The sequence below is a fragment of the Escherichia sp. E4385 genome (assembly GCF_963883145.1).
Classification (GTDB): Bacteria; Pseudomonadota; Gammaproteobacteria; order Enterobacterales; family Enterobacteriaceae; genus Escherichia.
Window position 1 is genome coordinate 473,269 of record NZ_CAWOOJ010000001.1, and the last position, 21,531, is coordinate 494,799.

Below are 21,531 nucleotides of genomic sequence, written 5' to 3' on the forward strand. Positions count from 1 at the left end.
AGTGCAGGGAAGTGCAAAGAATTTGTAAATGTTACAGATGGGGGCGCAGAAACGCCCCCGATCTCACCATTAAGCGATCGCGTTCTCTTCCAGTTCACGCATAAACTGGCGAACCCACTCGATACGCGTTTTCCGCTCGCTCAAATCCTGAATAAACTTCAGGCGCGTCGGGCCATCAAGGCGATAATGCTGCGGCTGTTTTTGCAGCAAACCAATCAGCCAGGCTGGATTCACGTGATTCTTCTCGGCAAATTCGATCACGCCGCCTTTCTCATTACCTTCCAGCTTCCTGATCCCCAGTTTCTGCGCTTGCTGGCGCAGACGGGCAATATCCAGCAGGGTACGCGCCGGATCCGGCAGCAGGCCGAAGCGATCGATAAGCTCGACTTTGATCTCTTCCAGTTCGTTTTCCGTTTTGGCGCTGGCAATACGTTTGTAGAACGATAAACGCGTATTCACGTCAGGGATGAAATCATCTGGCAATAGCGACGGCATCCGCAGCTCGACTTCTGTTTGCTGGCTGGTGAGATCTTCCAGCGACGGCTCGCGTCCGGCTTTCAGTGCACCGACGGCGTTTTCCAGCAACTCCATATACAGCGAGAAACCGATGGTTTCCATCGAGCCGCTCTGTTCTTCGCCAAGCAATTCACCCGCGCCGCGGATCTCCAGATCGTGCGTTGCCAGCGCAAAGCCTGCCCCGAGATCTTCCAGCGAGGCAATCGCTTCAAGACGTTTTTGCGCATCGGTAGTCATCGCTTTCGGATGCGGCGTCAGCAGCCATGCATATGCCTGATGATGCGAACGTCCGACGCGACCGCGCAACTGGTGCAGCTGCGCCAGACCGAAGTGATCCGCGCGTTCAATGATAATGGTGTTGGCAGTCGGGATGTCGATTCCGGTTTCGATGATGGTGGTACAAACCAGCACGTTGAAACGTTGATGATGGAAATCATTCATCACCCGTTCCAGTTCACGCTCACGCATCTGCCCGTGACCGATGGCAATCCGCGCTTCAGGCACCAGTTCCGCCAGCCGTTCGGCGGCTTTCTGGATGTTTTCCACATCATTGTAGAGATAATAAACCTGCCCCCCGCGCAAAATTTCACGCAGAATCGCCTCCCGAACCACCAGACTGTCATACTCGCGGACAAACGTTTTAACAGCCAGACGACGGGCGGGTGGCGTGGCGATAATCGACAGGTCACGCATTCCGCTCATCGCCATATTCAGCGTACGTGGGATTGGCGTAGCGGTAAGCGTCAGAATATCCACGTTCGCCCGCATCGCTTTAATGCGCTCTTTATGACGCACCCCGAAGCGGTGTTCTTCATCGACAATCAGCAAGCCTAAATCTTTAAACTTGACGTCATTTTGCAGCAGTTTGTGCGTACCGATCAGAATATCGATTTTCCCTTCCGCCACTTCCGCAAGGATTTGCGTCTGCTCTTTGGCGCTGCGGAAACGGGAGATCATTTCGATGCGTACCGGCCAGTTGGCGAAACGGTCGCGGAAGTTGTCGTAATGCTGTTGCGCGAGAAGGGTGGTTGGCACCAACACCGCCACCTGCTTGTGATTCTCTACCGCCAGGAAAGCGGCGCGCATCGCGACTTCTGTTTTACCAAAGCCAACATCGCCGCACACCAGACGATCCATTGCCAGCGGCTGACACATGTCGCTAAGCACAGCATTAATGGCTTGCGCCTGATCCGGCGTGGTTTCAAACGGGAAGCTGTCGCAGAACAATTGATATTGCTCACGATCGTGCTTAAACGCGAAGCCCTCTTTGGCGGCGCGTTGCGCGTAGATATCCAGCAATTCCGCCGCCACATCACGCACTTTTTCCGCCGCTTTCTGCCGCGCGCGTGACCATGCATCGCCGCCAAGTTTATGCAGCGGGGCGTTTTCTTCCGCGCCACCTGCGTAACGGCTAATCAGATGCAGTGACGACACCGGAACATACAGTTTGGCGTCGTTGGCGTAGGTGAGCATCAAATACTCGCCAGTAATGCCGCCAGCTTCCAGCGTGGTCATTCCGGCATAGCGCCCGACGCCGTGCTCCAGATGGACCACCGGCTGACCAATGTGCAGCTCAGCGAGGTTACGGATCAGTGTATCGGGGTTGATGGCTCGCCGTGAATCTTGACGACGGCGGGCAACTCGTTCACCGAGCAGATCGCTTTCGCAGATCAGCGCCAGATTACGCACCGTATCGACAAAACCATGTTCGGCAGCGCCAATCATCAAATAACGCCCACGGTCGCTGGCTTCATCAAGACGCATAATGCGTTGCGGAGCAATTTTAATTCGCGCGAGCAGTTCACCCAGCGCTTCACGGCGACCTTCACTTTCTACCGAGAACACCACCGGACCGTCGAAAGACTCGAGGAACTTACGCAGCGCATCCAGCGGCGCTTTTTGTTGCGCCTGAACGGCCAGGTCTGGCAGCTTCTCGAAGCCTAAATTGGCATTCGCTGCTTTTGTCGGTAAATGTTCAGTTTTTAGCTGCACGCGGGGCCAGTTTTTCAGCTCTGAGAAGAGCTCGTCCACCCGCAGCCAGAGCGATTGTGGCGGCAACAGCGGTCGCATGGGATCGACGCCACGGCTTTCAAAACGCGCCAGCGTGTCAGCCTGGAAACGTTCGGCACTGTTTTCCAGATCGCCAGTATTCACCAGCAATGTATTGGCAGGGAAATAACTGAACAGTGGCGGCAGGGGTTCGCTGAAGAATAGCGGCTGCCAGTACTCGATCCCGGCAGGTAATGTGCCTTTACTCACTTGCTGGTAAATATGTTCTGGATCGCGCTTCACTTCGAAGGTATCGCGCCACTGGCTGCGGAACAGTTCAATCGCCGCTTTATCGGTCGGGAATTCGTGTGCGGGCAGCAGGTTGATGGCTTCAACTTCTTCCAGCGTGCGCTGGCTATCGACGTCAAATACACGCAGGCTGTCGATTTCATCATCAAAGAAATCAAGACGATAAGGCAGTTCGCTGCCCATCGGGAAGAGATCCAGCAACGCGCCGCGCGTGGCGTATTCGCCGTGCTCCATCACCTGATCAACATGGCGATAACCTGCGCTGTCCAATTGGGTTCGTAATGCATCTCGTGACAGGCGCTGACCTTTTTTCATCACCAGCGCATGACCGTGGAGAAAACTGTGCGGGCAAACGCGCTGCATAAGCGTATTCACCGGAACAATCAGTACGCCACGCTGCATCGTCGGTAGCTGGTAAAGGGTGGAAAGGCGCGAGGAGATAATGTCCTGATGAGGTGAAAAACTGTCGTAAGGGAGTGTTTCCCAGTCCGCCAGATTCATCACCATCTGATCGGTGAACTGGCTGATTTCATCATGCAAACGCAGAGCATTTTGCATATCTGGTGCAATGAGTACCACCGGACCGGCGTGACGTTCGGCAATTTCCGCCACCAGCGTCGCGCAGGCAGCGCCAGTTAACTCGCCCAGCAGACGCTGCTCACCCGCTTTGACGGGCAGCGTATAACGATATTGTTCAGGCATAACGGTTGTCAGAGTCTCGTTAGGATATGCCCCAACATATGGGGGCCTATCTCTGATAAGCAATGCTGTTCATTATCCGTAATCGAGATGGTTTAGCAAATTGAATCGCCCCGGCTGGGGCGATGGCTTAACGAGAGTAACTGGTGGCAGGCAGAGAAGGCGGGGAGAACAACAGGTCGCTGAATGCGCGTTGTGAAAATTTTCGCACCAGTAATCCAGCAACAGTACAAATCAACAAACTGACAAAAGGATAAACCAGCAGGAGCGTCAGTTCGAGTTGCGGCGACCAGCGGGCTGCATTCATTTGCGGAATCAGACTTAAGCTGAATATCTCTACCAGAATGCGATGGGTGGTGTAGATGGCAATGGTGTTAGAACCAATCACATTCAGCAGGCTGGAGGAACGCATACCGAAACGCTGCTCGTACTGATAAAACAGTTTCATGATCACTACAATCGATACCAGCGACAACAGCAGCGAGATATTAAACAACCAGGCTGCAACCGCCAGAACAGCCAGCAAAGAAGCCATCAGCAGATGGCGGCGCAACGGCACCTCTTTAACACAGGTCATTAATGCTGCGCCAAACCATGCACCAAGGCTGTAATAAGGCAAATTGCGGATCACACTGTTCATTCCCCACCATGGCGTGGGAACGAAATTAACCGCCACACTCATCAGCACAAACAGAACGAATAACGGCAGTGCCAGGCGGTTAAAAATTTTACATATCACGAAATAGACAATTAAAGCATACAGATACCACAAGCTGGTGCTGGCGGTGATCATCCCGTGCAGGAACTCACCGGTGGAATCGGCATAAGCGGCATTGGAAGCATTGCTTAAATCGCGCTCAGGCGCCAGCCACGGGTTCAGTGCACTTAACGCCAGCCACTGCACCACGCCCCAAAGCGCCAACACCCAGAAGATGTTCCAGATGCGTTTATCGAGACAATTTCCCCAGGGTACGCTGTCGATATAGCGGCGAATCAAATAGCCGGAAATAAAGAAAAAAACCGGCATACGAAAGGGGGCAAGGTAAAGATTGAAATAGATCCAGCATTTGCTCAGGACTTCCGATAACGGATGCTGGAAAGTGGTCAGATGCGGATAAAAGGTAATGACCGAGTGATAAATTACCACCAGACAAATACATAACCCTTTGATCTGGTTAATCCATAGCTCTTTTTGTTTCATCAGGACAACACGCTCTTTTTATTTAACATGCTGTTGATCCTGCGGGGCGAGTCGCGTGGTGTAATGCGTATCTGTCTGTATTTGGTTATTTTTCAGATAAAGATCAGGCCACAAGGCCGATGAGAAAATGAGGCCCTTTAGCCGATTGATTTGCTGGTACTTTTCATATTAGCCCTGACGATCACTTACAGTTCAGACGTTTACCCATCCCGCTTTCGCTTATATACTCGTGTCTTTGCTAACAGCAACCAGACGGATTTCATGTACCAACCTGTCGCTCTATTTATTGGCCTGCGTTACATGCGTGGGCGTGCAGCGGATCGCTTCGGTCGTTTCGTCTCCTGGCTTTCTACCATCGGCATTACCCTCGGGGTGATGGCGCTGGTCACAGTATTGTCAGTGATGAACGGCTTTGAGCGCGAGCTGCAAAACAACATCCTTGGCCTGATGCCACAGGCAATTCTCTCTTCTGAGCATGGCTCTCTTAACCCGCAGCAACTCCCGGAAACGGCAGTCAAACTGGACGGCGTTAATCGCGTCGCACCTATCACTACCGGTGATGTGGTACTGCAAAGCGCGCGCAGCGTGGCGGTCGGGGTGATGCTGGGTATCGACCCGGCGCAAAAAGATCCACTAACGCCGTATCTGGTCAATGTGAAACAAACTGACCTCGAGCCGGGGAAATATAATGTCATCCTCGGTGAACAGCTGGCCTCACAGTTGGGCGTTAATCGCGGTGATCAAATCCGCGTGATGGTGCCATCTGCCAGCCAGTTCACGCCAATGGGGCGTATTCCAAGTCAGCGCCTGTTCAATGTGATTGGCACTTTCGCCGCCAACAGTGAAGTCGATGGCTATGAAATGCTGGTGAATATTGAGGATGCCTCGCGTCTGATGCGTTATCCGGCAGGCAATATTACCGGCTGGCGTTTGTGGCTGGATGAGCCGCTGAAAGTCGACTCATTAAGTCAGCAAAAACTGCCTGAAGGCAGCAAATGGCAGGACTGGCGTGACCGTAAAGGCGAGCTGTTCCAGGCCGTACGCATGGAAAAAAATATGATGGGCTTGCTGCTGAGCCTGATTGTCGCCGTTGCGGCGTTTAACATTATTACCTCGCTGGGGCTAATGGTGATGGAGAAGCAGGGCGAAGTAGCGATCCTGCAAACGCAAGGCTTAACTCCGCGACAAATCATGATGGTCTTTATGGTGCAAGGGGCCAGCGCCGGGATTATCGGTGCAATCCTCGGAGCAGCGCTTGGCGCACTGCTTGCCAGCCAGTTGAATAATCTGATGCCGATAATTGGCGTCCTGCTTGATGGCGCAGCGCTGCCGGTGGCTATCGAACCTTTACAGGTCATTGTTATTGCTCTGGTGGCGATGGCTATCGCGCTGTTGTCTACGCTTTACCCTTCCTGGCGCGCTGCCGCCACTCAACCCGCTGAGGCTTTACGTTATGAATAAGATCCTGTTGCAATGCGACAACCTGTGCAAACGCTATCAGGAAGGCAGTGTGCAAACCGATGTGCTGCACAATGTCAGTTTCAGCGTGGGCGAAGGTGAAATGATGGCGATCGTCGGTAGCTCTGGTTCTGGTAAAAGTACCTTGCTGCACCTGTTAGGCGGGCTGGATACGCCAACCTCCGGCGATGTGATTTTTAATGGTCAGCCAATGAGCAAACTGTCTTCGGCAGCGAAAGCGGAACTGCGCAACCAGAAGCTTGGCTTTATTTATCAGTTTCACCACTTGCTGCCGGATTTTACCGCCCTGGAAAACGTGGCTATGCCACTGCTGATTGGCAAGAAAAAGCCCGCTGAAATCAACAGTCGAGCGTTGGAAATGTTAAAAGCGGTGGGGCTGGAGCATCGTGCGAATCACCGCCCGTCAGAGCTTTCCGGCGGTGAGCGCCAGCGTGTGGCGATTGCCCGTGCGCTGGTCAATAACCCGCGCCTGGTGCTGGCGGATGAACCTACCGGTAACCTTGACGCGCGTAACGCAGACAGCATCTTCCAGCTGCTTGGGGAGTTGAATCGCTTGCAGGGCACCGCCTTCCTGGTGGTCACTCACGACCTGCAACTGGCGAAACGTATGAGCCGCCAACTGGAGATGCGTGATGGTCGTCTGACGGCGGAACTAAGCCTGATGGGGGCGGAGTAATGGCGATGCCTTTATCGTTATTAATTGGCCTGCGTTTTAGTCGCGGACGGCGGCGCGGCGGCATGGTGTCGCTGATCTCCGTCATTTCTACCATTGGCATTGCACTTGGCGTGGCGGTATTGATCGTCGGCTTAAGCGCGATGAATGGCTTTGAACGCGAACTGAACAACCGCATTCTTGCTGTGGTACCGCACGGTGAAATTGAGGCGGTAGATCAGCCGTGGACTAACTGGCAGGAAGCACTGGATAAAGTGCAGAAAGTGCCGGGTATTGCCGCCGCTGCGCCGTATATCAATTTCACCGGGCTGGTGGAGAGTGGCGCGAATCTGCGCGCTCTGCAGGTTAAAGGCGTTGATCCGCAACAGGAACAGCGTCTGAGCGCGCTGCCATCATTTGTCCAGGGCGATGCCTGGAACAATTTTAAAGCGGGCGAACAGCAAATTATCATCGGCAAAGGCGTGGCGGATGCGCTGAAAGTGAAGCAGGGCGATTGGGTGTCGATTATGATCCCAAACTCGAATCCCGAGCATAAGCTGATGCAGCCGAAACGTGTGCGTTTGCACGTTGCGGGTATTTTGCAGTTGAGTGGCCAACTCGATCACAGTTTTGCCATGATCCCGCTGGCGGATGCCCAACAATATCTTGATATGGGTTCCAGTGTGTCAGGCATTGCCCTTAAAATGACGGATGTTTTTAACGCTAACAAACTGGTACGTGACGCGGGTGAAGTAACCAACAGCTATGTTTATATTAAAAGCTGGATTGGTACTTACGGCTATATGTATCGCGATATCCAGATGATCCGCGCCATTATGTATCTGGCGATGGTACTGGTGATTGGCGTGGCCTGTTTCAACATCGTCTCCACGTTAGTGATGGCGGTGAAAGATAAGAGTGGCGATATCGCAGTATTAAGAACGCTGGGGGCGAAAGACGGTTTAATTCGCGCCATCTTTGTCTGGTATGGATTGCTGGCAGGGCTGTTCGGCAGCCTCTGTGGTGTGATTATCGGCGTAGTGGTTTCACTGCAACTTACCCCGATTATTGAGTGGATTGAAAAGCTGATTGGTCATCAGTTCCTCTCCAGCGATATCTATTTTATTGACTTCCTGCCATCGGAATTGCACTGGCTGGACGTCTTCTACGTACTGGTCACAGCATTGTTGCTGAGTCTTTTGGCAAGTTGGTATCCGGCGCGACGCGCCAGTAATATTGACCCTGCGCGAGTCCTTAGCGGCCAGTAAAGGCAGTACATTAAAACAAGGAGCGGCAATGTATTACGGGTTTGATATTGGTGGAACGAAAATTGCGCTAGGCGTGTTTGATAGCGGTCGGCAGTTGCAGTGGGAAAAGCGGGTGCCGACACCGCGTGACAGCTATAACGCATTTTTAGATGCAGTGTGCGAACTGGTGGCTGAAGCCGATCAGCGTTTTGGCTGTAAAGGTTCTGTAGGTATCGGTATTCCGGGAATGCCGGAAACAGAAGATGGCACGCTGTATGCCGCCAATGTCCCCGCCGCCAGTGGTAAACCGCTGCGTGCCGATCTGAGCGCCCGCCTTGAACGCGATGTGCGCCTTAATAACGACGCCAACTGCTTTGCCCTTTCTGAAGCCTGGGACGATGAATTTACCCAATATCCACTGGTGATGGGACTGATCCTGGGGACTGGCGTTGGCGGTGGACTGGTATTCAACGGTAAACCGGTAACGGGTAAAAGCTATATTACGGGTGAATTTGGGCATATGCGCCTTCCCGTCGATGCATTAACCATGATGGGGCTGGATTTCCCATTACGTCGCTGTGGCTGTGGTCAAATTGGTTGTATCGAAAATTATCTATCAGGTCGGGGCTTTGCGTGGCTCTGGCAACACTATTATCATCAACCGTTGCAGGCTCCCGAAATTATTGCGCTTTATGAGCAAGGCGATGAGCAGGCAAGGGCGCACGTTGAGCGTTATCTGGATTTATTAGCGGTTTGTCTGGGAAATATCCTGACCATTGTTGACCCTGATTTGCTGGTCATTGGCGGTGGCTTATCGAATTTCCCGGCAATCACAACGCAACTGGCGGACAGGCTGCCTCGTCATCTCTTACCTGTAGCTCGTGTTCCGCGCATTGAACGCGCGCGTCACGGGGATGCAGGAGGAATGCGTGGTGCGGCCTTCCTACATCTAACCGATTAATCAACAGAGGTTGCTATGTTGTCGCGTCGGGGTCATCGGTTAAGTCGTTTTCGTAAAAATAAACGCCGCCTGCACGAGCGTTTGCGTCAGCGTATTTTTTTCAGAGATAAAGTGGTGCCGGAAGCAATGGAAAAACCAAGAGTACTCGTACTGACAGGGGCAGGAATTTCTGCGGAATCAGGTATTCGTACCTTTCGCGCAGCAGATGGCCTGTGGGAAGAACATCGGGTTGAAGATGTGGCTACACCGGAAGGTTTTGATCGCGATCCTGAACTGGTGCAAGCGTTTTATAACGCCCGTCGCCGTCAACTACAGCAGCCAGAAATTCAGCCTAACGCTGCGCATCTTGCTCTGGCTAAACTGCAAGACGCCCTCGGCGATCGCTTTTTACTGGTGACGCAGAATATCGATAATCTGCATGAACGCGCAGGTAATACCAATGTGATTCATATGCATGGGGAATTGCTGAAAGTACGTTGTTCGCAAAGCGGTCAGGTTCTCGACTGGACCGGAGACGTCACGCCAGAAGACAAATGTCATTGCTGCCAGTTCCCGGCTCCGCTGCGCCCACACGTAGTGTGGTTTGGCGAAATGCCACTCGGCATGGATGAAATTTATATGGCGTTGTCGATGGCCGACATTTTCATTGCTATTGGCACATCCGGGCATGTTTATCCGGCGGCTGGGTTTGTTCACGAAGCGAAGCTGCATGGCGCGCATACGGTTGAACTCAATCTCGAACCGAGTCAGGTCGGTAATGAATTTGCCGAGAAATATTACGGCCCGGCAAGCCAGGTGGTACCAGAGTTTGTTGAGAAGTTGCTGAAGGGATTATAAATCAGGAGTAATTGCCTGATGCGCTACGCTTATCAGGCCTACGAGCGGACCACAATTAATTGAATTTGTGGGGTTTGTAGGCCGGATAAGGCGTTCTCACCGCATTCGGCACAATACACGCGCACTTTACTGCTTCTTTTACCGTTTACTCGTCAATAACAACGCGGCAATAAACGTACAGACTCCAATCAGTCCCGCCCAGAGCGGCGATATTCTGGTAATCGCAAAGCTGTCATCGATATACAAACATAAAGCCTGATAACCCATATTGGCAATAGTCATCGCCACTGCAAACTTTAATGCATAAATAAAACGAGTCGTGTAGTAAAAGATCCTGGAAAACAAGACAAACGCCACAGCCCAGGAGATAAAACCTAATGTCGAGGTGCTGCCGGGAGGATCATTCTCATGCTTTTGTTCGGGATGCGGATAATATGTCAATGGCGGCGTCGGTTGTTTTAATATCTGTGCTTGTAAAACAGCCAATGCATTATTGATTCCCTGATACCAGAGGTCCGCATGTAAATAAGCCAGCGTGTGATTTTCTACCAGGAGGCCGAGATGTTTATCGTCCAGACCGCTTCCAACCTGGCCGTTGGTTATCACAATTAACCGTGGCTCCCGGGTGGTAAAGAGTAACAGAACACTTCCTTTTACATCAGTCAATGAAGATGACGCATGCGCCAGCATCGCTTTGCCATTTTGCCTGAGACTGGCTTCATTATTAATGTCGGGTAAAACCACAATAAATGGCGCAATCCCGGTTTGTTGACGAAAAATCTCGGCTTTACGCGCGATCTCTTCAGCATCTGGTACAGTACCGGTAACATCCGTAAAAAGTGTCTTCATTATTGGAATCAATGGCTTACTGGCTGCTGTCAGAGGCAGGAGTATCAGTAAACTGAGCAGTATAATGAATTTTTTCATGGGCGGGACTTCCGTTTCCTGCGAGATTTTTTGGTGGAGGGGAGAGTGATTATCAGACCGACACTACCGAAAATAATGCCTGCTATGCCAACAAAGCCCCATTTAAAAAAATTAACCCAGGGATTGTTTATTTCGGCTTGTTCTGGATGCCCTGGCGGATAATAGATATTGACTCTGTCACCTTCGCTATCTTCATAAAAATCACTACCAATACTCGAATTGAAAATTAGCGTGTAATCTGGCGTAGGGCGAAAGGCAACCACTGGATACCAGGAACCATTATCACCAACGTCGTTTGAGTGATTGTTGTACCAAACGGCATCAACAATGATTCCTTCTGTATGAACCGCGCTTTTGGTAAAAGTAAAATGGTAATAAAAGATAATTGCAGAAATAACGAGCAATATCAGACCGATACCGAGAAAAGCGCGGGATAAAACTTTACTGTCCTGACTCATTAGCCACATCCTTGCTAAATAAAAAACGGGCGGTAATACCACCGCCCGCTTGCTGAATTAACGTCCTGCTTTCAGCTTCTGATAATACTCTTCATAAATGCTACTGGCTGGGCCAACGTCACTCTGCCATTCGCCATTTTTAATGGTTTCAGCATCCGGGTAGAGCGTCTTGTCGTTTGCTATTTCCGGGCTTAACAGTTTGCGCGCGGCGAGGTTTGGTGTTGGATAACCGATAGTTTCGGCAACCTGTTTTGCCACATCCGGGCGCAGCAGGAAGTTGATCAGTTTCAGCGCGCCTTCTTTGTTTTTGGCATTTGCCGGAATCGCCAGGCTGTCCATCCAGAAAATGCCGCCTTCTTTCGGCCACACCACGTCAATTGGCGTACCCGCCTGGCGAGCAACGAAAGCAGAGCCGTTCCAGATCATGCCGAGGTTAACTTCGCCTTCCATGTACGGGTTTGCCGGGTTATCGGAGTTAAACGCCGCGACGTTTGGCATCAGTTTTTTCAGCTCGTTATACGCAGCTTCAATCTCTTTCGGATCGGTGGTGTTACCGGAGTAGCCCAGCTTACGCAGCGCCATCTGGAACACTTCACGGGCATCGTCGGTCAGCAGCAGGCTGCCTTTGTACTCAGGCTTCCACAGATCGGCCCAGCTGGTGACAGATTTCGGATCCACCGCATCACCGTTAACGCCAATCGCCGTCGCACCCCAGATATACGGAATGGAGTAGTCGTTATTCGGATCAAACGGCTTGTTGAGCATTTCTGGATCGAGGTTGCCAAAGTTTGTTAACTTCGACTTGTCGATCTTCTGGATCATCCCTTCTTTACGCATTTTATCAACGTAATAGGTTGAAGGAACCACCAGGTCATAGGCACCGTCTTTGTACGTTTTCAGCTTGGCGTACATGGTTTCGTTCGACTCGTAAGTCGAATAGATAACCTTAATACCGGTTTCTTTGGTGAACTGTTCGAGCAGTCCAGGCGGCACGTACTCGGTCCAGTTGTAGAAATACAGTGTGTTGTTGTCATCAGCGTGAGCGGCGCTCATGCCCAGTGCCAGAGCACCCGCCGCGAGCAGGTGGCGTGACCATTTTTTCATTTAACGTCCCCTGTGTTACCTTTCGTTTTATCACGAGCAATAAGCTGGCTGGCAATAACCATCACCAGCGACAGCACCAGTAATATGGTTGCCAGCGCGTTAACTTCCGGCGATACGCCGACTTTGACCATCGAATAAATTTTTAACGGCAGAATTTCATAGCTTGGTCCGGTGACGAACGAAGAAACCACCACATCGTCCATCGACAGGGTAAAGCTTAACACCCAGCCCGCCGCCACCGCTGGCATTGCCAGTGGCAGGATGATTTTTCGCAGAATGGTAAATTCACTGGCACCGAGATCTTTCGCCGCTTCCAGCATTCGCACGTCAAAACCTTTCAGGCGCGAATACACCGTCACCACCACAAACGGCAGGCAGAAGGTGATATGCGAGAACAGCAGCGACCAGAAGCCAAGCTGAATACCCAGCAGCATAAACAGCACCAGCAGAGAAATCGCCATCACGATATCTGGCGACATCATCACCACAAACAGCATTCCGCTAACGAACGGCTTACCGCGAAAGCGATAGCGGTACAGCGCAACGGCCGTCAGTGAACCGATAAGCGTGGCAAACGTCGCCGAAAACACCGCCATTGTCAGTGAATGCTGCGCTGCCTGTAACAGGCTGTCGTTGTTCATCAGCAGGCTATACCATTTGGTGGTAAAACCCTGCCAGTTGATGCCAAAGCGTGAGCTGTTGAAGGAGTTCACAATCAAAATAATGATTGGGATATACAGGTACGCGTAGATAGCGGTCATAAAACCGCCGCGAAGCAGTCGACCGATCATTCGAGTTCCACCTTCTTATTCAGCAAACGAGAAGCGCGCCAGTAAACCAGCAACATCAGGCCCATTACGATAGTCAGCGTAATGCTGGTGGCTGCACCAAACGGCCAGTCACGAATATTAAGGAACTGGACCTTGATGACGTTACCGATCAGCAGGTTTTTCGCACCGCCCATCAGGTCGGACACATAGAACAGGCCCATCGCTGGCAGCATCACCAGCAGACATCCGGCAATAATCCCCGGCATCGTCAGTGGAATAATGATGCGGATAAAAGTCTGCAACTTGCTGGCACCGAGATCGCGCGCCGCCTCCAGCAACGGCTTATCCAGTTTTTCGATACTGGAGTACAGCGGCATCACCATAAACGGCAGCAGAATGTAAACCAGACCGATAATCACCGCACTGGGCGTGAACATGATACGAATTGGTGTGTCGATAACGCCCAGCCAGAGCAAAAACTCGTTGAGATAGCCTTTGGTGCTGAGGAAAATTTTCAGCCCGTAGATGCGAATCAATGAGTTGGTCCAGAAGGGAACAATCAGCAGAAAAAGTAGCAGCGGACGCACCTTGTGCGGCAGCTTCGCCAGAAACCAGGCAAACGGATAGCCCAGAACCAGGCAGGCGAGGGTGGCGATCAGCGCCATATTCAGCGAGTGCAATAGCACTTCAAAATAGAGCGGATCGAGCAGACGTGCGTAGTTTTCCAGCGTAAAGACCATTTTGACGAAACTGGCGTCGTCGCGGGTCAAAAAGCTGGTGCCAATGATCATCAGGTTGGGCAGAAAGACAAACAACACAAGCCAACCGACAATAGTGACAATCACTACATTCTGGAACTTACTTGTGTTCTTCATCAGCCAGTACGACCTCCCAGCTTTCTACCCAATTAATGGCCATTTTTTGGTCGAGGGAGTGGTCAAAGTCAGGATCGTCTTCATTGAAGAATTCGCTGACCATCACCATCTTGCCATTTTCCAGTTCAACAACCGACTCCAGCGTCATGCCTTTGTAGTTACGCTCACGAACGTAACCAATCAGACCTTCAGCATGGTTGTCGTCGTTAATCTCTTCAACACGTAAGTCTTCCGGGCGCAGCAGAACATGCAGTTTTTGCCCCGGTTCAACGGCGAAGTTAACGTAGATATTACACTCGCGACCTTCAACGTTAGCCCGCACGCGCTGCTCGTCGAGACGTTCGATGACAGTGGCGTTGAACATATTGATTTCGCCAATGAATCCGGCAACAAATAAATTCTTCGGCTCTTCGTAAATTTCGCGCGGCGTACCATCTTGCTCAATACGACCCTCGCGCATCACCACAATCCTGTCTGACATGGTGAGTGCTTCTTCCTGATCGTGAGTGACAAAGACGAAGGTAATGCCAAGCTTACGCTGTAACGCTTTCAGCTCGTTCTGCATTTGCTTGCGCAGTTTGTAATCCAGCGCCGAGAGCGACTCATCAAGCAGCAGCAGGCGAGGCTTGTTAACCACCGCGCGGGCAATGGCGACGCGTTGCTGTTGACCGCCTGAGAGTTGATGCGGTTTGCGTTGAGCGAAGCTTTCCAGTTGCACCATCCGCAAAGCTTCCATCACGCGAGGCGTAATTTCAGCAGCAGGGGTTTTTTGCATACGCAAACCAAAGGCCACATTTTCGAATACGGTCATGTGGGGGAATAGCGCGTAGCTTTGGAAAACGGTGTTCACATAGCGGTTTTCCGCCGGAACGTGGGTGATGTCCTCGTTATCCAGCATGATGCGTCCAGAATCAACAGTTTCCAGACCCGCAATCAGGCGAAGAACGGTTGTTTTACCGCAGCCAGAAGGGCCAAGCAGCGTGAGGAACTCGCCATTGTTGATAGTCAGATCCAGCTGGGGAATGACCTCTTTACCATCAAAGCATTTGCGAATTCCCGCCAATTGCACCAGCGGTGAAAGCGAACTCGGTTGTTTATTCAATTTTTTACTCTGTCCCATGTAAACGCAACGGATGGCTTACCGAAGCGGGGTTTGTGGTTAACCACCTTGGTGACTCTTAAAGAGGGCCGTAATTCTACGGCAAACTACTTGGATCGCCAATCCTTGTTGTGAATTACTGGCTTAGCTTTATATTCATTAAGGTAATGTTGATAAATATTCCCGATTGCAGGGGTAAAAGTGACCTGACGCAATATTTGTCTTTTCCTGCTTCTTAATAATGTTGTCACGAAAAGTGAGGGTGACTACATGGATAAACTACTTGAGCGTTTTTTGAACTACGTGTCTCTCGATACCCAATCAAAAGCGGGGGTGAGACAAGTTCCCAGCACGGAAGGCCAGTGGAAATTATTGCATCTGCTGAAAGATCAGCTGGAAGAAATGGGTCTTATCAATGTGACCTTAAGTGAGAAAGGAACGTTGATGGCGACGCTACCGGCTAACGTTCCTGGCGATATTCCGGCGATTGGCTTTATTTCTCATGTGGATACCTCACCGGATTGCAGCGGTAAAAATGTGAATCCGCAGATTGTTGAAAACTATCGTGGCGGCGACATTGCGTTGGGCGTCGGCGACGAAGTCCTGTCACCGGTCATGTTCCCGGTACTGCATCAACTGCTGGGACAGACGCTGATCACCACTGACGGTAAAACATTGTTGGGTGCTGACGACAAAGCAGGTATTGCAGAAATCATGACCGCGCTGGCGGTATTGCAGCAGAAAAATATTCCGCATGGCGATATTCGTGTTGCCTTTACGCCAGATGAAGAAGTGGGCAAAGGGGCGAAACATTTTGATGTTGAAGCCTTTGATGCCCGCTGGGCTTACACCGTAGATGGTGGTGGCGTAGGTGAACTGGAGTTTGAAAACTTCAACGCTGCTTCGGTGAATATCAAAATCGTCGGCAACAATGTTCACCCAGGTACGGCAAAAGGTGTGATGGTGAATGCGCTGTCGCTGGCGGCACGCATTCATGCGGAAGTACCGGCAGATGAAAGCCCGGAAGCCACGGAAGGTTATGAAGGCTTCTATCACCTGACAAGCATGAAAGGCACTGTTGAGCGCGCCGATATGCACTACATCATCCGTGATTTCGACCGTAAACAGTTTGAAGCGCGTAAACGTAAAATGATGGAAATTGCCAAGAAAGTGGGCAAAGGGTTACACCCGGATTGCTACATTGAACTGGTGATTGAAGACAGTTACTACAACATGCGCGAGAAAGTCGTTGAGCATCCGCATATTCTTGATATTGCCCAGCAGGCGATGCGCGATTGCGATATTGAACCAGACCTGAAACCGATCCGTGGTGGTACTGACGGTGCGCAGTTGTCGTTTATGGGATTACCGTGTCCAAATCTGTTTACCGGCGGTTATAACTATCATGGTAAACATGAGTTTGTCACTCTGGAAGGAATGGAAAAAGCGGTGCAAGTGATTGTGCGTATTGCCGAGTTAACGGCGAAACGGAAGTAAGCGAAATTGGATGCGGCATATGATGCCGCATCCGGCTTCAATTCAAATTTACCCTTCGAAGAACCAATACCCGCTATTGACCAGCGCCGCGAGCATCGCGAGGAATGACGGATCTTCCAGTGCGTCGCCAAAATTCTCGGCGGTCAGTGCAATATTGCTGGCGAGTGCCTCCAGCGCCGGACGGTGCGGGGAATCAATTTTCTCACCATTAGCATAAACATCGTCGCCAATGCGCAAGACGCGCAGACCACCCAGACGCACCAGTACATCACCTTGTTTCAGCGCGTCGTAGATTTCATCCGGTTGATACGGTGGCTCTGGCGGAGCGATATCCAGTTCATGACGCGACTGCGAAATAAACTCGCCAAACCACTGCTTAAAGTGTTCTGGCTGGTTGATCAACTCAAGCATCATCTCACGCAGTTTATCCATCTCCTGCGGCAGAACGTCTGCCGGATGATCGCGAGGAGGGACATCCGGATCGCTGTAGTAATTACCGCCCAGCTCACGTTGCAGCACGTAATCGGCAAATCCGCTGATCAGTTCCCGCGTATTCGGCGCACGAAAACCAACGGAATAGTTCATCGCATTTTCCAGCGCGTAGCCTTCGTGCGGGAACCCTGGCGGAATATAAAGAATATCGCCTGGCTCCAGCTCTTCATCAATAATCGCTTCAAACGGATCAACCTGTAACAGATCCGGGTGAGGGCAGTGCTGCCTCATGTGCAGTTTTTCACCTACCCGCCAGCGACGGCGACCTGTACCCTGAATAATAAATACATCGTACTGATCGAGATGCGGACCGACGCCGCCGCCAGGCACGGAAAACGAGATCATCAGATCGTCAATGCGCCAGTCCGGTAATTCACGGAACGGACGCATCAGCGCGGCGGCCGGTTCATGCCAGTGATCAACCGCCTGGACCAGCAATGACCAGTTGGTTTCGCCCAGATGGTCGTAGCTTTCGAATGGCCCGTGACTGACCTGCCATTTGCCATCCTGATGACTGACCAGCCGACTGTCGACTTCACTTTCCATCGCCAGGCCCGCCAGCTCGTCGGGAGAAATAGGGTCAATAAAATTATTAAAGCCGCGTTTTAACACCACGGGACGTTTCTGCCAGTGGCGTTCAAGAAAATCGGGCCAATTAAGGGTGAGTTGGTATTCCATGTTAAGCGTCCATAGGCGGGTATCTGCAACCGATTATAACGGATGCATACTGTAATGCGCGAACAAAGGACATATTTATTCATCTTTCGACAAGGAATGCTGGCGACCAAAAATCACCTCCATTCGCGCACCGCCGAGCATGCTCTCTCCGGCGATGATTCTTCCGTCGTACTGTTCAGTAATTTCACGAGCGACCGCCAGCCCCACGCCTTGCCCGGGGCGTAAGGTATCAACACGCTGACCACGGTCGAAAATCACCTCACGCTTGCTTTGCGGGATCCCCGGTCCATCATCTTCGACCACGATGTAGAGATGTTTGTCAGTTTGCCTTGCGGAGATTTCGACAAACTCGAGACAATACTTACAGGCGTTATCCAGTACATTGCCCATTACCTCAACAAAATCGTTCTGCTCACCGACAAAGCTAATTTCTGGCGAGATATCGAGGGAAATATTGACGCCTTTACGCTGATAAACTTTATTCAGTGCCGATGTGAGATTGTCCAACAACGGGGCCACTGGATGTAGTTCGCGGCTAAGTAATGTCCCTCCACGCATACTGGCTCGGTGTAGGTAGTAACCAATTTGTTGCGAGATACGGCTAATTTGTTCCAGCATCACCGGTTCCGCCTCACTGACGTTCATCTTTTCACTTCGCAAAGAACGTAGCGTACTTTGTAGCACCGCCAGAGGCGTTTTCAGGCTGTGAGTCAGGTCAGTGAGCGTAGTGCGGTATTTGTCGTAACGCTCACGCTCGCTTTTTAAAAGTCGGTTCAGGTTACCCACCAGGCTGGTCAGTTCTCTCGTTGTTGTAGGGTTGAGCAGTTCACGGTGGTGTTCTTCCAGTTCGCGGACTTCTCGCGCCAGGGCTTCAATAGGGCGTAAGCTCCACCAGGCGGCGATCCACAGTAACGGGATCACTAACAACAGGTTGGCCAGGAGTACATAGAGAAACCAGCTCCATACCGTATAGGAACTTTTAAGCTCTACGGGAATGGTATCGACCACCACAATGGTGAGTTTTGGCATTCGCGCCGTTGCCGGATAGACATTAACGGCTACCGAGTGGGTCATTTCTGCATCGTCGTCGTCTTCCCGAACTTCCTGCAACTGCTGCTGAATAGAGAGATCGTTACTCAGTAGCAGGCTGGTATCGTTCACGTCAGCCTCTATTTCGTGAAAACCATTGGATTTCAGCCAGTCAGGCTGGATCATTTTCATCAGCCAGGGAACGTCACGCTGCGCCCACAATAGTTTGCCGTTCTCGTCATAAATCAGAGACATCGTGGGACTTTGCTTGTCGATATTTTCCGGCAGTTCAACGTGTAGCTTATTGTTTTCCCATTTCGCCAGTGTATAGAATAAATTGCTCTCGCCGCGTAACAGACGAAACGTCGTTTTATCGAAACTAACGCTATAACCGATCAGGGCAACCATACCGTAGGAAAGTGAAAGCACTAGTACTACCGCGGCCGTCGCCAACAGAAAACGTACCCGCAGCGAGAGCGGGAAAAAAACACGCAGTAATTTTTTCATCAGCGCAATTCGAAAAGATAACCCTGGCCGCGAACGGTGGTAATCACCTCGTGCGGGTATTGCGCCTGAATTTTTTTGCGCAGTCTGCCCATCAGAACATCAATGGTATGACTTTCCCGCAGTTCGGCATCCGGGTAGAGCTGTAGCATCAATGAATCTTTACTGACCACTTTGCCGTTGTTACGGATCAAGGTTTCCATAATGGTGTATTCAAATGCGGTCAGTTTGATGACTTCGTCACTAATGGATAATTCGCGACGGGAGAGATCAACCTGAAACGGCGGCAGCGAAATAACCTGTGAAGCCAGGCCGCTATTACGCCGCATTAATGCCTGCATTCGTGCCATCACCTCTTCAATATGAAAGGGTTTAGTCACGTAATCATCAGCACCGGCGCTTAATACTTCAACTTTGTCCTGCCAGCTTTCACGGGCGGTTAAAACCAGAATTGGCAGTGAAACATCATTACTACGCCAGCGACGGATCAGCGACAAACCATCTTCGTCAGGCAAACCGAGATCGACAATCGCAATATCCGGTAAATGTTCGTTGAGATAATAATCGGCTTCTTTGGCATCTTCTGCGTCATCGACCTGATGACCCGCGTCCTGAATCTGAACTTTAAGATGGTGACGTAACAACGCATTGTCTTCGACAACCAGTACGCGCATTTTTATTTCTCCCTGTCTTAATTATAAAAATAGTGTAACGCGATTATGTGGTTGTGGGGGTAAACATTAAATAAACCAGTGGGGAAGGGAGGTGTAAATAGAAAAGCGGATTATCTTAATAAACAGGCCGGACGGCATCACCATCCGGCACTGATACGAGGCTTATTTCAGCTCATCAACCATAGTGATGGCACGGCCAATATAGTTAGCCGGCGTCATCGCTTTCAGGCGTGCTTTTTCTTCTTCCGGCAACGCCAGACCATCGATAAATTGCTTCATGCCTTCGGCGTCAACGCGTTTACCGCGAGTCAGCTCTTTCAGCTTCTCGTATGGCTTCTCAATCCCGTAACGGCGCATTACCGTCTGGATCGGTTCTGCCAACACTTCCCAGTTGTGATCCAGTTCATCCAGTAGATGATCACGGTTCACTTCCAGTTTGCTCACACCTTTCAGGGTGGACTGGTAAGCAATCAGCGCATAACCGATACCCACGCCGAGGTTACGCAGCACGGTGGAGTCGGTCAGGTCACGCTGCCAGCGGGAAACCGGCAGTTTGCTTGCCAGGTGCTGCAATACCGCGTTGGAAAGCCCCAGATTGCCTTCGGAGTTTTCGAAGTCGATCGGGTTAACTTTATGCGGCATGGTGGAAGAACCAATCTCACCAGCAATGGTTTTTTGTTTGAAGTGGTTAAGGGCGATATAACCCCAGACGTCACGGTCGAAGTCGATCAGAATGGTGTTAAAGCGCGCAACGCAATCAAACAGCTCGGCGATGTAGTCGTGCGGTTCGATTTGGGTAGTGTACGGGTTCCACTGAATACCCAGCGAGGTGACGAACTCTTCGCTGAACTGATGCCAGTCAACTTCCGGGTAAGCGGCGATGTGGGCGTTATAGTTACCGACCGCGCCGTTGATTTTGCCGAGGATCTCCACCTGGTTAAGCTGGCGGTACTGGCGCTCCATACGGTAGGCGACGTTAGCCATCTCTTTACCGATGGTTGACGGCGTGGCTGGCTGACCGTGGGTACGGGACAGCAGCGGGATATCGCGATACTGAACGGCGAGATCTTTAATGCCGTCAATCAGTTGACGCCAGTATGGCAGGATCACTTCATCACGCGCAGTTTTCAGCATCAACGCGTGGGAGAGGTTATTGATATCTTCCGAAGTACAGGCAAAGTGAATGAATTCAGAAACCGCGTGCAGTTCCGGGATCTCCGCCACTTTTTCTTTCAGGAAATACTCAACCGCTTTAACGTCGTGGTTAGTGGTACGCTCGATGGTTTTGATTCGCGATGCATCTTCTTCACTGAAATTAGCGACGATTGCATCAAGGTAACCGATTGCGTCGGCAGCAAAAGCAGGAACTTCCTTGATCGCTGCGTGCGCGGCCAGTTTTTGCAGCCAACGTACTTCAACTTGTACACGGAATTTCAGCAAACCGTATTCGCTGAAAATCCCGCGCAGCGCGCTGACTTTATCGCCGTAGCGTCCATCGACAGGGGAAACGGCGGTCAGTGAGGATAATTCCATA

At 51.2% G+C, this 21,531-nt stretch carries 18 protein-coding genes; 6 read left to right on the plus strand and 12 right to left on the minus strand.

Features of this window, described 5'->3' with window-relative positions; genetic code table 11:
* Positions 1–69 precede the first annotated feature (69 nt).
* Together mfd and AACS80_RS02330 are read right to left on the minus strand one after the other, a co-directional pair.
* A complete protein-coding gene (mfd, locus tag AACS80_RS02325) occupies positions 70–3,516 on the minus strand; it encodes a transcription-repair coupling factor (RefSeq protein WP_135409841.1) in 3,447 nt (1,148 codons plus the stop codon).
* A gap of 127 nt (positions 3,517–3,643) precedes the next feature.
* On the minus strand, positions 3,644–4,714 hold the full coding sequence (locus AACS80_RS02330; protein ID WP_138183645.1) for an acyltransferase family protein: 1,071 nt from the start codon (positions 4,712–4,714) through the stop codon (positions 3,644–3,646).
* Between the two features lie 261 nt (positions 4,715–4,975).
* On the opposite strand from AACS80_RS02330, the gene lolC reads away from it, so the two are divergent.
* The 5 genes from lolC to cobB are packed head-to-tail and all read left to right on the plus strand — an operon-like array spanning position 4,976 to position 9,890.
* Positions 4,976–6,175 (plus strand): lipoprotein-releasing ABC transporter permease subunit LolC, encoded by a 1,200-nt coding sequence (lolC, locus tag AACS80_RS02335; RefSeq protein WP_000284714.1) that lies wholly within the window; start codon positions 4,976–4,978, stop codon positions 6,173–6,175.
* Positions 6,168–6,869: a lipoprotein-releasing ABC transporter ATP-binding protein LolD gene (gene lolD, locus AACS80_RS02340; RefSeq protein WP_001033695.1), complete on the plus strand. Its 702-nt coding sequence runs from the start codon at positions 6,168–6,170 to the stop codon at positions 6,867–6,869. The genes lolC and lolD overlap by 8 nt, the downstream gene beginning before the upstream one ends.
* Complete coding sequence (gene lolE / locus AACS80_RS02345; protein ID WP_042003467.1) at positions 6,869–8,113, plus strand: lipoprotein-releasing ABC transporter permease subunit LolE; 1,245 nt, start codon at positions 6,869–6,871, stop codon at positions 8,111–8,113. Before lolD ends, lolE begins: the two co-directional genes overlap by 1 nt.
* Positions 8,114–8,141: 28 nt before the next feature.
* Positions 8,142–9,053, plus strand: coding sequence for an N-acetylglucosamine kinase (gene nagK / locus AACS80_RS02350; protein ID WP_135409842.1), 912 nt, complete (start codon positions 8,142–8,144; stop codon positions 9,051–9,053).
* Positions 9,054–9,068: 15 nt separating this feature from the next.
* The gene (gene cobB, locus AACS80_RS02355) at positions 9,069–9,890 is read left to right on the plus strand and encodes a Sir2 family NAD+-dependent deacetylase (protein ID WP_096938882.1); all 822 of its coding nucleotides are present in this window, start codon (positions 9,069–9,071) and stop codon (positions 9,888–9,890) included.
* A gap of 138 nt (positions 9,891–10,028) precedes the next feature.
* Here cobB and AACS80_RS02360 read toward each other — a convergent pair whose 3' ends face one another.
* From AACS80_RS02360 to potA, 6 genes are read right to left on the minus strand one after another with little or no spacing between them, the layout of a single operon-like run.
* Positions 10,029–10,817 (minus strand): TPM domain-containing protein, encoded by a 789-nt coding sequence (locus AACS80_RS02360; RefSeq protein ID WP_135409843.1) that lies wholly within the window; start codon positions 10,815–10,817, stop codon positions 10,029–10,031.
* Complete coding sequence (locus AACS80_RS02365) at positions 10,814–11,275, minus strand: DUF3592 domain-containing protein (protein WP_135409844.1); 462 nt, start codon at positions 11,273–11,275, stop codon at positions 10,814–10,816. Before AACS80_RS02365 ends, AACS80_RS02360 begins: the two co-directional genes overlap by 4 nt.
* Positions 11,276–11,332: 57 nt before the next feature.
* Positions 11,333–12,379, minus strand: coding sequence for a spermidine/putrescine ABC transporter substrate-binding protein PotD (gene potD / locus AACS80_RS02370; protein ID WP_130205579.1), 1,047 nt, complete (start codon positions 12,377–12,379; stop codon positions 11,333–11,335).
* Positions 12,376–13,170 (minus strand): spermidine/putrescine ABC transporter permease PotC, encoded by a 795-nt coding sequence (gene potC / locus AACS80_RS02375; RefSeq protein WP_000580316.1) that lies wholly within the window; start codon positions 13,168–13,170, stop codon positions 12,376–12,378. The genes potD and potC overlap by 4 nt, the downstream gene beginning before the upstream one ends.
* Positions 13,167–14,024 (minus strand): spermidine/putrescine ABC transporter permease PotB, encoded by an 858-nt coding sequence (potB, locus tag AACS80_RS02380; protein WP_060773672.1) that lies wholly within the window; start codon positions 14,022–14,024, stop codon positions 13,167–13,169. The genes potC and potB overlap by 4 nt, the downstream gene beginning before the upstream one ends.
* Entirely contained in the window at positions 14,008–15,144 is a 1,137-nt protein-coding gene (gene potA / locus AACS80_RS02385) for a spermidine/putrescine ABC transporter ATP-binding protein PotA (protein ID WP_130205581.1), read from the minus strand. The genes potB and potA overlap by 17 nt, the downstream gene beginning before the upstream one ends.
* Before the next feature lie 249 nt (positions 15,145–15,393).
* Here potA and pepT point away from each other — a divergent pair, with 249 nt between their 5' ends.
* Positions 15,394–16,620, plus strand: coding sequence for a peptidase T (gene pepT / locus AACS80_RS02390; RefSeq protein WP_130205583.1), 1,227 nt, complete (start codon positions 15,394–15,396; stop codon positions 16,618–16,620).
* Positions 16,621–16,668: 48 nt separating this feature from the next.
* Here pepT and roxA read toward each other — a convergent pair whose 3' ends face one another.
* The 4 genes from roxA to purB form a co-directional block, all read right to left on the minus strand.
* Positions 16,669–17,790, minus strand: a complete 1,122-nt coding sequence (gene roxA, locus AACS80_RS02395; RefSeq protein WP_130205585.1) for a [50S ribosomal protein L16]-arginine 3-hydroxylase — start codon at positions 17,788–17,790, stop codon at positions 16,669–16,671.
* Between the two features lie 75 nt (positions 17,791–17,865).
* Positions 17,866–19,326: a two-component system sensor histidine kinase PhoQ gene (gene phoQ / locus AACS80_RS02400; protein ID WP_130259682.1), complete on the minus strand. Its 1,461-nt coding sequence runs from the start codon at positions 19,324–19,326 to the stop codon at positions 17,866–17,868.
* Entirely contained in the window at positions 19,326–19,997 is a 672-nt protein-coding gene (gene phoP / locus AACS80_RS02405; RefSeq protein WP_130205589.1) for a two-component system response regulator PhoP, read from the minus strand. The genes phoQ and phoP overlap by 1 nt, the downstream gene beginning before the upstream one ends.
* Before the next feature lie 162 nt (positions 19,998–20,159).
* Positions 20,160–21,530 (minus strand): adenylosuccinate lyase, encoded by a 1,371-nt coding sequence (gene purB / locus AACS80_RS02410; protein WP_131162237.1) that lies wholly within the window; start codon positions 21,528–21,530, stop codon positions 20,160–20,162.
* Between the last annotated feature and the right edge of the window lies 1 nt (position 21,531).

Bases quoted from the DNA above. Each gene is read 5' to 3' on its own strand.
- lolC (WP_000284714.1), top strand. From the start codon at position 4,976: ATGTACCAACCTGTCGCTCTATTTATTGGCCTGCGTTACATGCGTGGG.
- nagK (WP_135409842.1), top strand. From the start codon at position 8,142: ATGTATTACGGGTTTGATATTGGTGGAACGAAAATTGCGCTAGGCGTG.
- AACS80_RS02360 (WP_135409843.1), bottom strand. From the start codon at position 10,817: ATGAAAAAATTCATTATACTGCTCAGTTTACTGATACTCCTGCCTCTG.
- purB (WP_131162237.1), bottom strand. From the start codon at position 21,530: ATGGAATTATCCTCACTGACCGCCGTTTCCCCTGTCGATGGACGCTAC.
- pepT (WP_130205583.1), top strand. From the start codon at position 15,394: ATGGATAAACTACTTGAGCGTTTTTTGAACTACGTGTCTCTCGATACC.
- lolD (WP_001033695.1), top strand. From the start codon at position 6,168: ATGAATAAGATCCTGTTGCAATGCGACAACCTGTGCAAACGCTATCAG.
- roxA (WP_130205585.1), bottom strand. From the start codon at position 17,790: ATGGAATACCAACTCACCCTTAATTGGCCCGATTTTCTTGAACGCCAC.
- potC (WP_000580316.1), bottom strand. From the start codon at position 13,170: ATGATCGGTCGACTGCTTCGCGGCGGTTTTATGACCGCTATCTACGCG.
- potB (WP_060773672.1), bottom strand. From the start codon at position 14,024: ATGAAGAACACAAGTAAGTTCCAGAATGTAGTGATTGTCACTATTGTC.
- AACS80_RS02365 (WP_135409844.1), bottom strand. From the start codon at position 11,275: ATGAGTCAGGACAGTAAAGTTTTATCCCGCGCTTTTCTCGGTATCGGT.
- mfd (WP_135409841.1), bottom strand. From the start codon at position 3,516: ATGCCTGAACAATATCGTTATACGCTGCCCGTCAAAGCGGGTGAGCAG.
- AACS80_RS02330 (WP_138183645.1), bottom strand. From the start codon at position 4,714: ATGAAACAAAAAGAGCTATGGATTAACCAGATCAAAGGGTTATGTATT.
- cobB (WP_096938882.1), top strand. From the start codon at position 9,069: ATGTTGTCGCGTCGGGGTCATCGGTTAAGTCGTTTTCGTAAAAATAAA.
- potA (WP_130205581.1), bottom strand. From the start codon at position 15,144: ATGGGACAGAGTAAAAAATTGAATAAACAACCGAGTTCGCTTTCACCG.
- lolE (WP_042003467.1), top strand. From the start codon at position 6,869: ATGGCGATGCCTTTATCGTTATTAATTGGCCTGCGTTTTAGTCGCGGA.
- potD (WP_130205579.1), bottom strand. From the start codon at position 12,379: ATGAAAAAATGGTCACGCCACCTGCTCGCGGCGGGTGCTCTGGCACTG.
- phoP (WP_130205589.1), bottom strand. From the start codon at position 19,997: ATGCGCGTACTGGTTGTCGAAGACAATGCGTTGTTACGTCACCATCTT.
- phoQ (WP_130259682.1), bottom strand. From the start codon at position 19,326: ATGAAAAAATTACTGCGTGTTTTTTTCCCGCTCTCGCTGCGGGTACGT.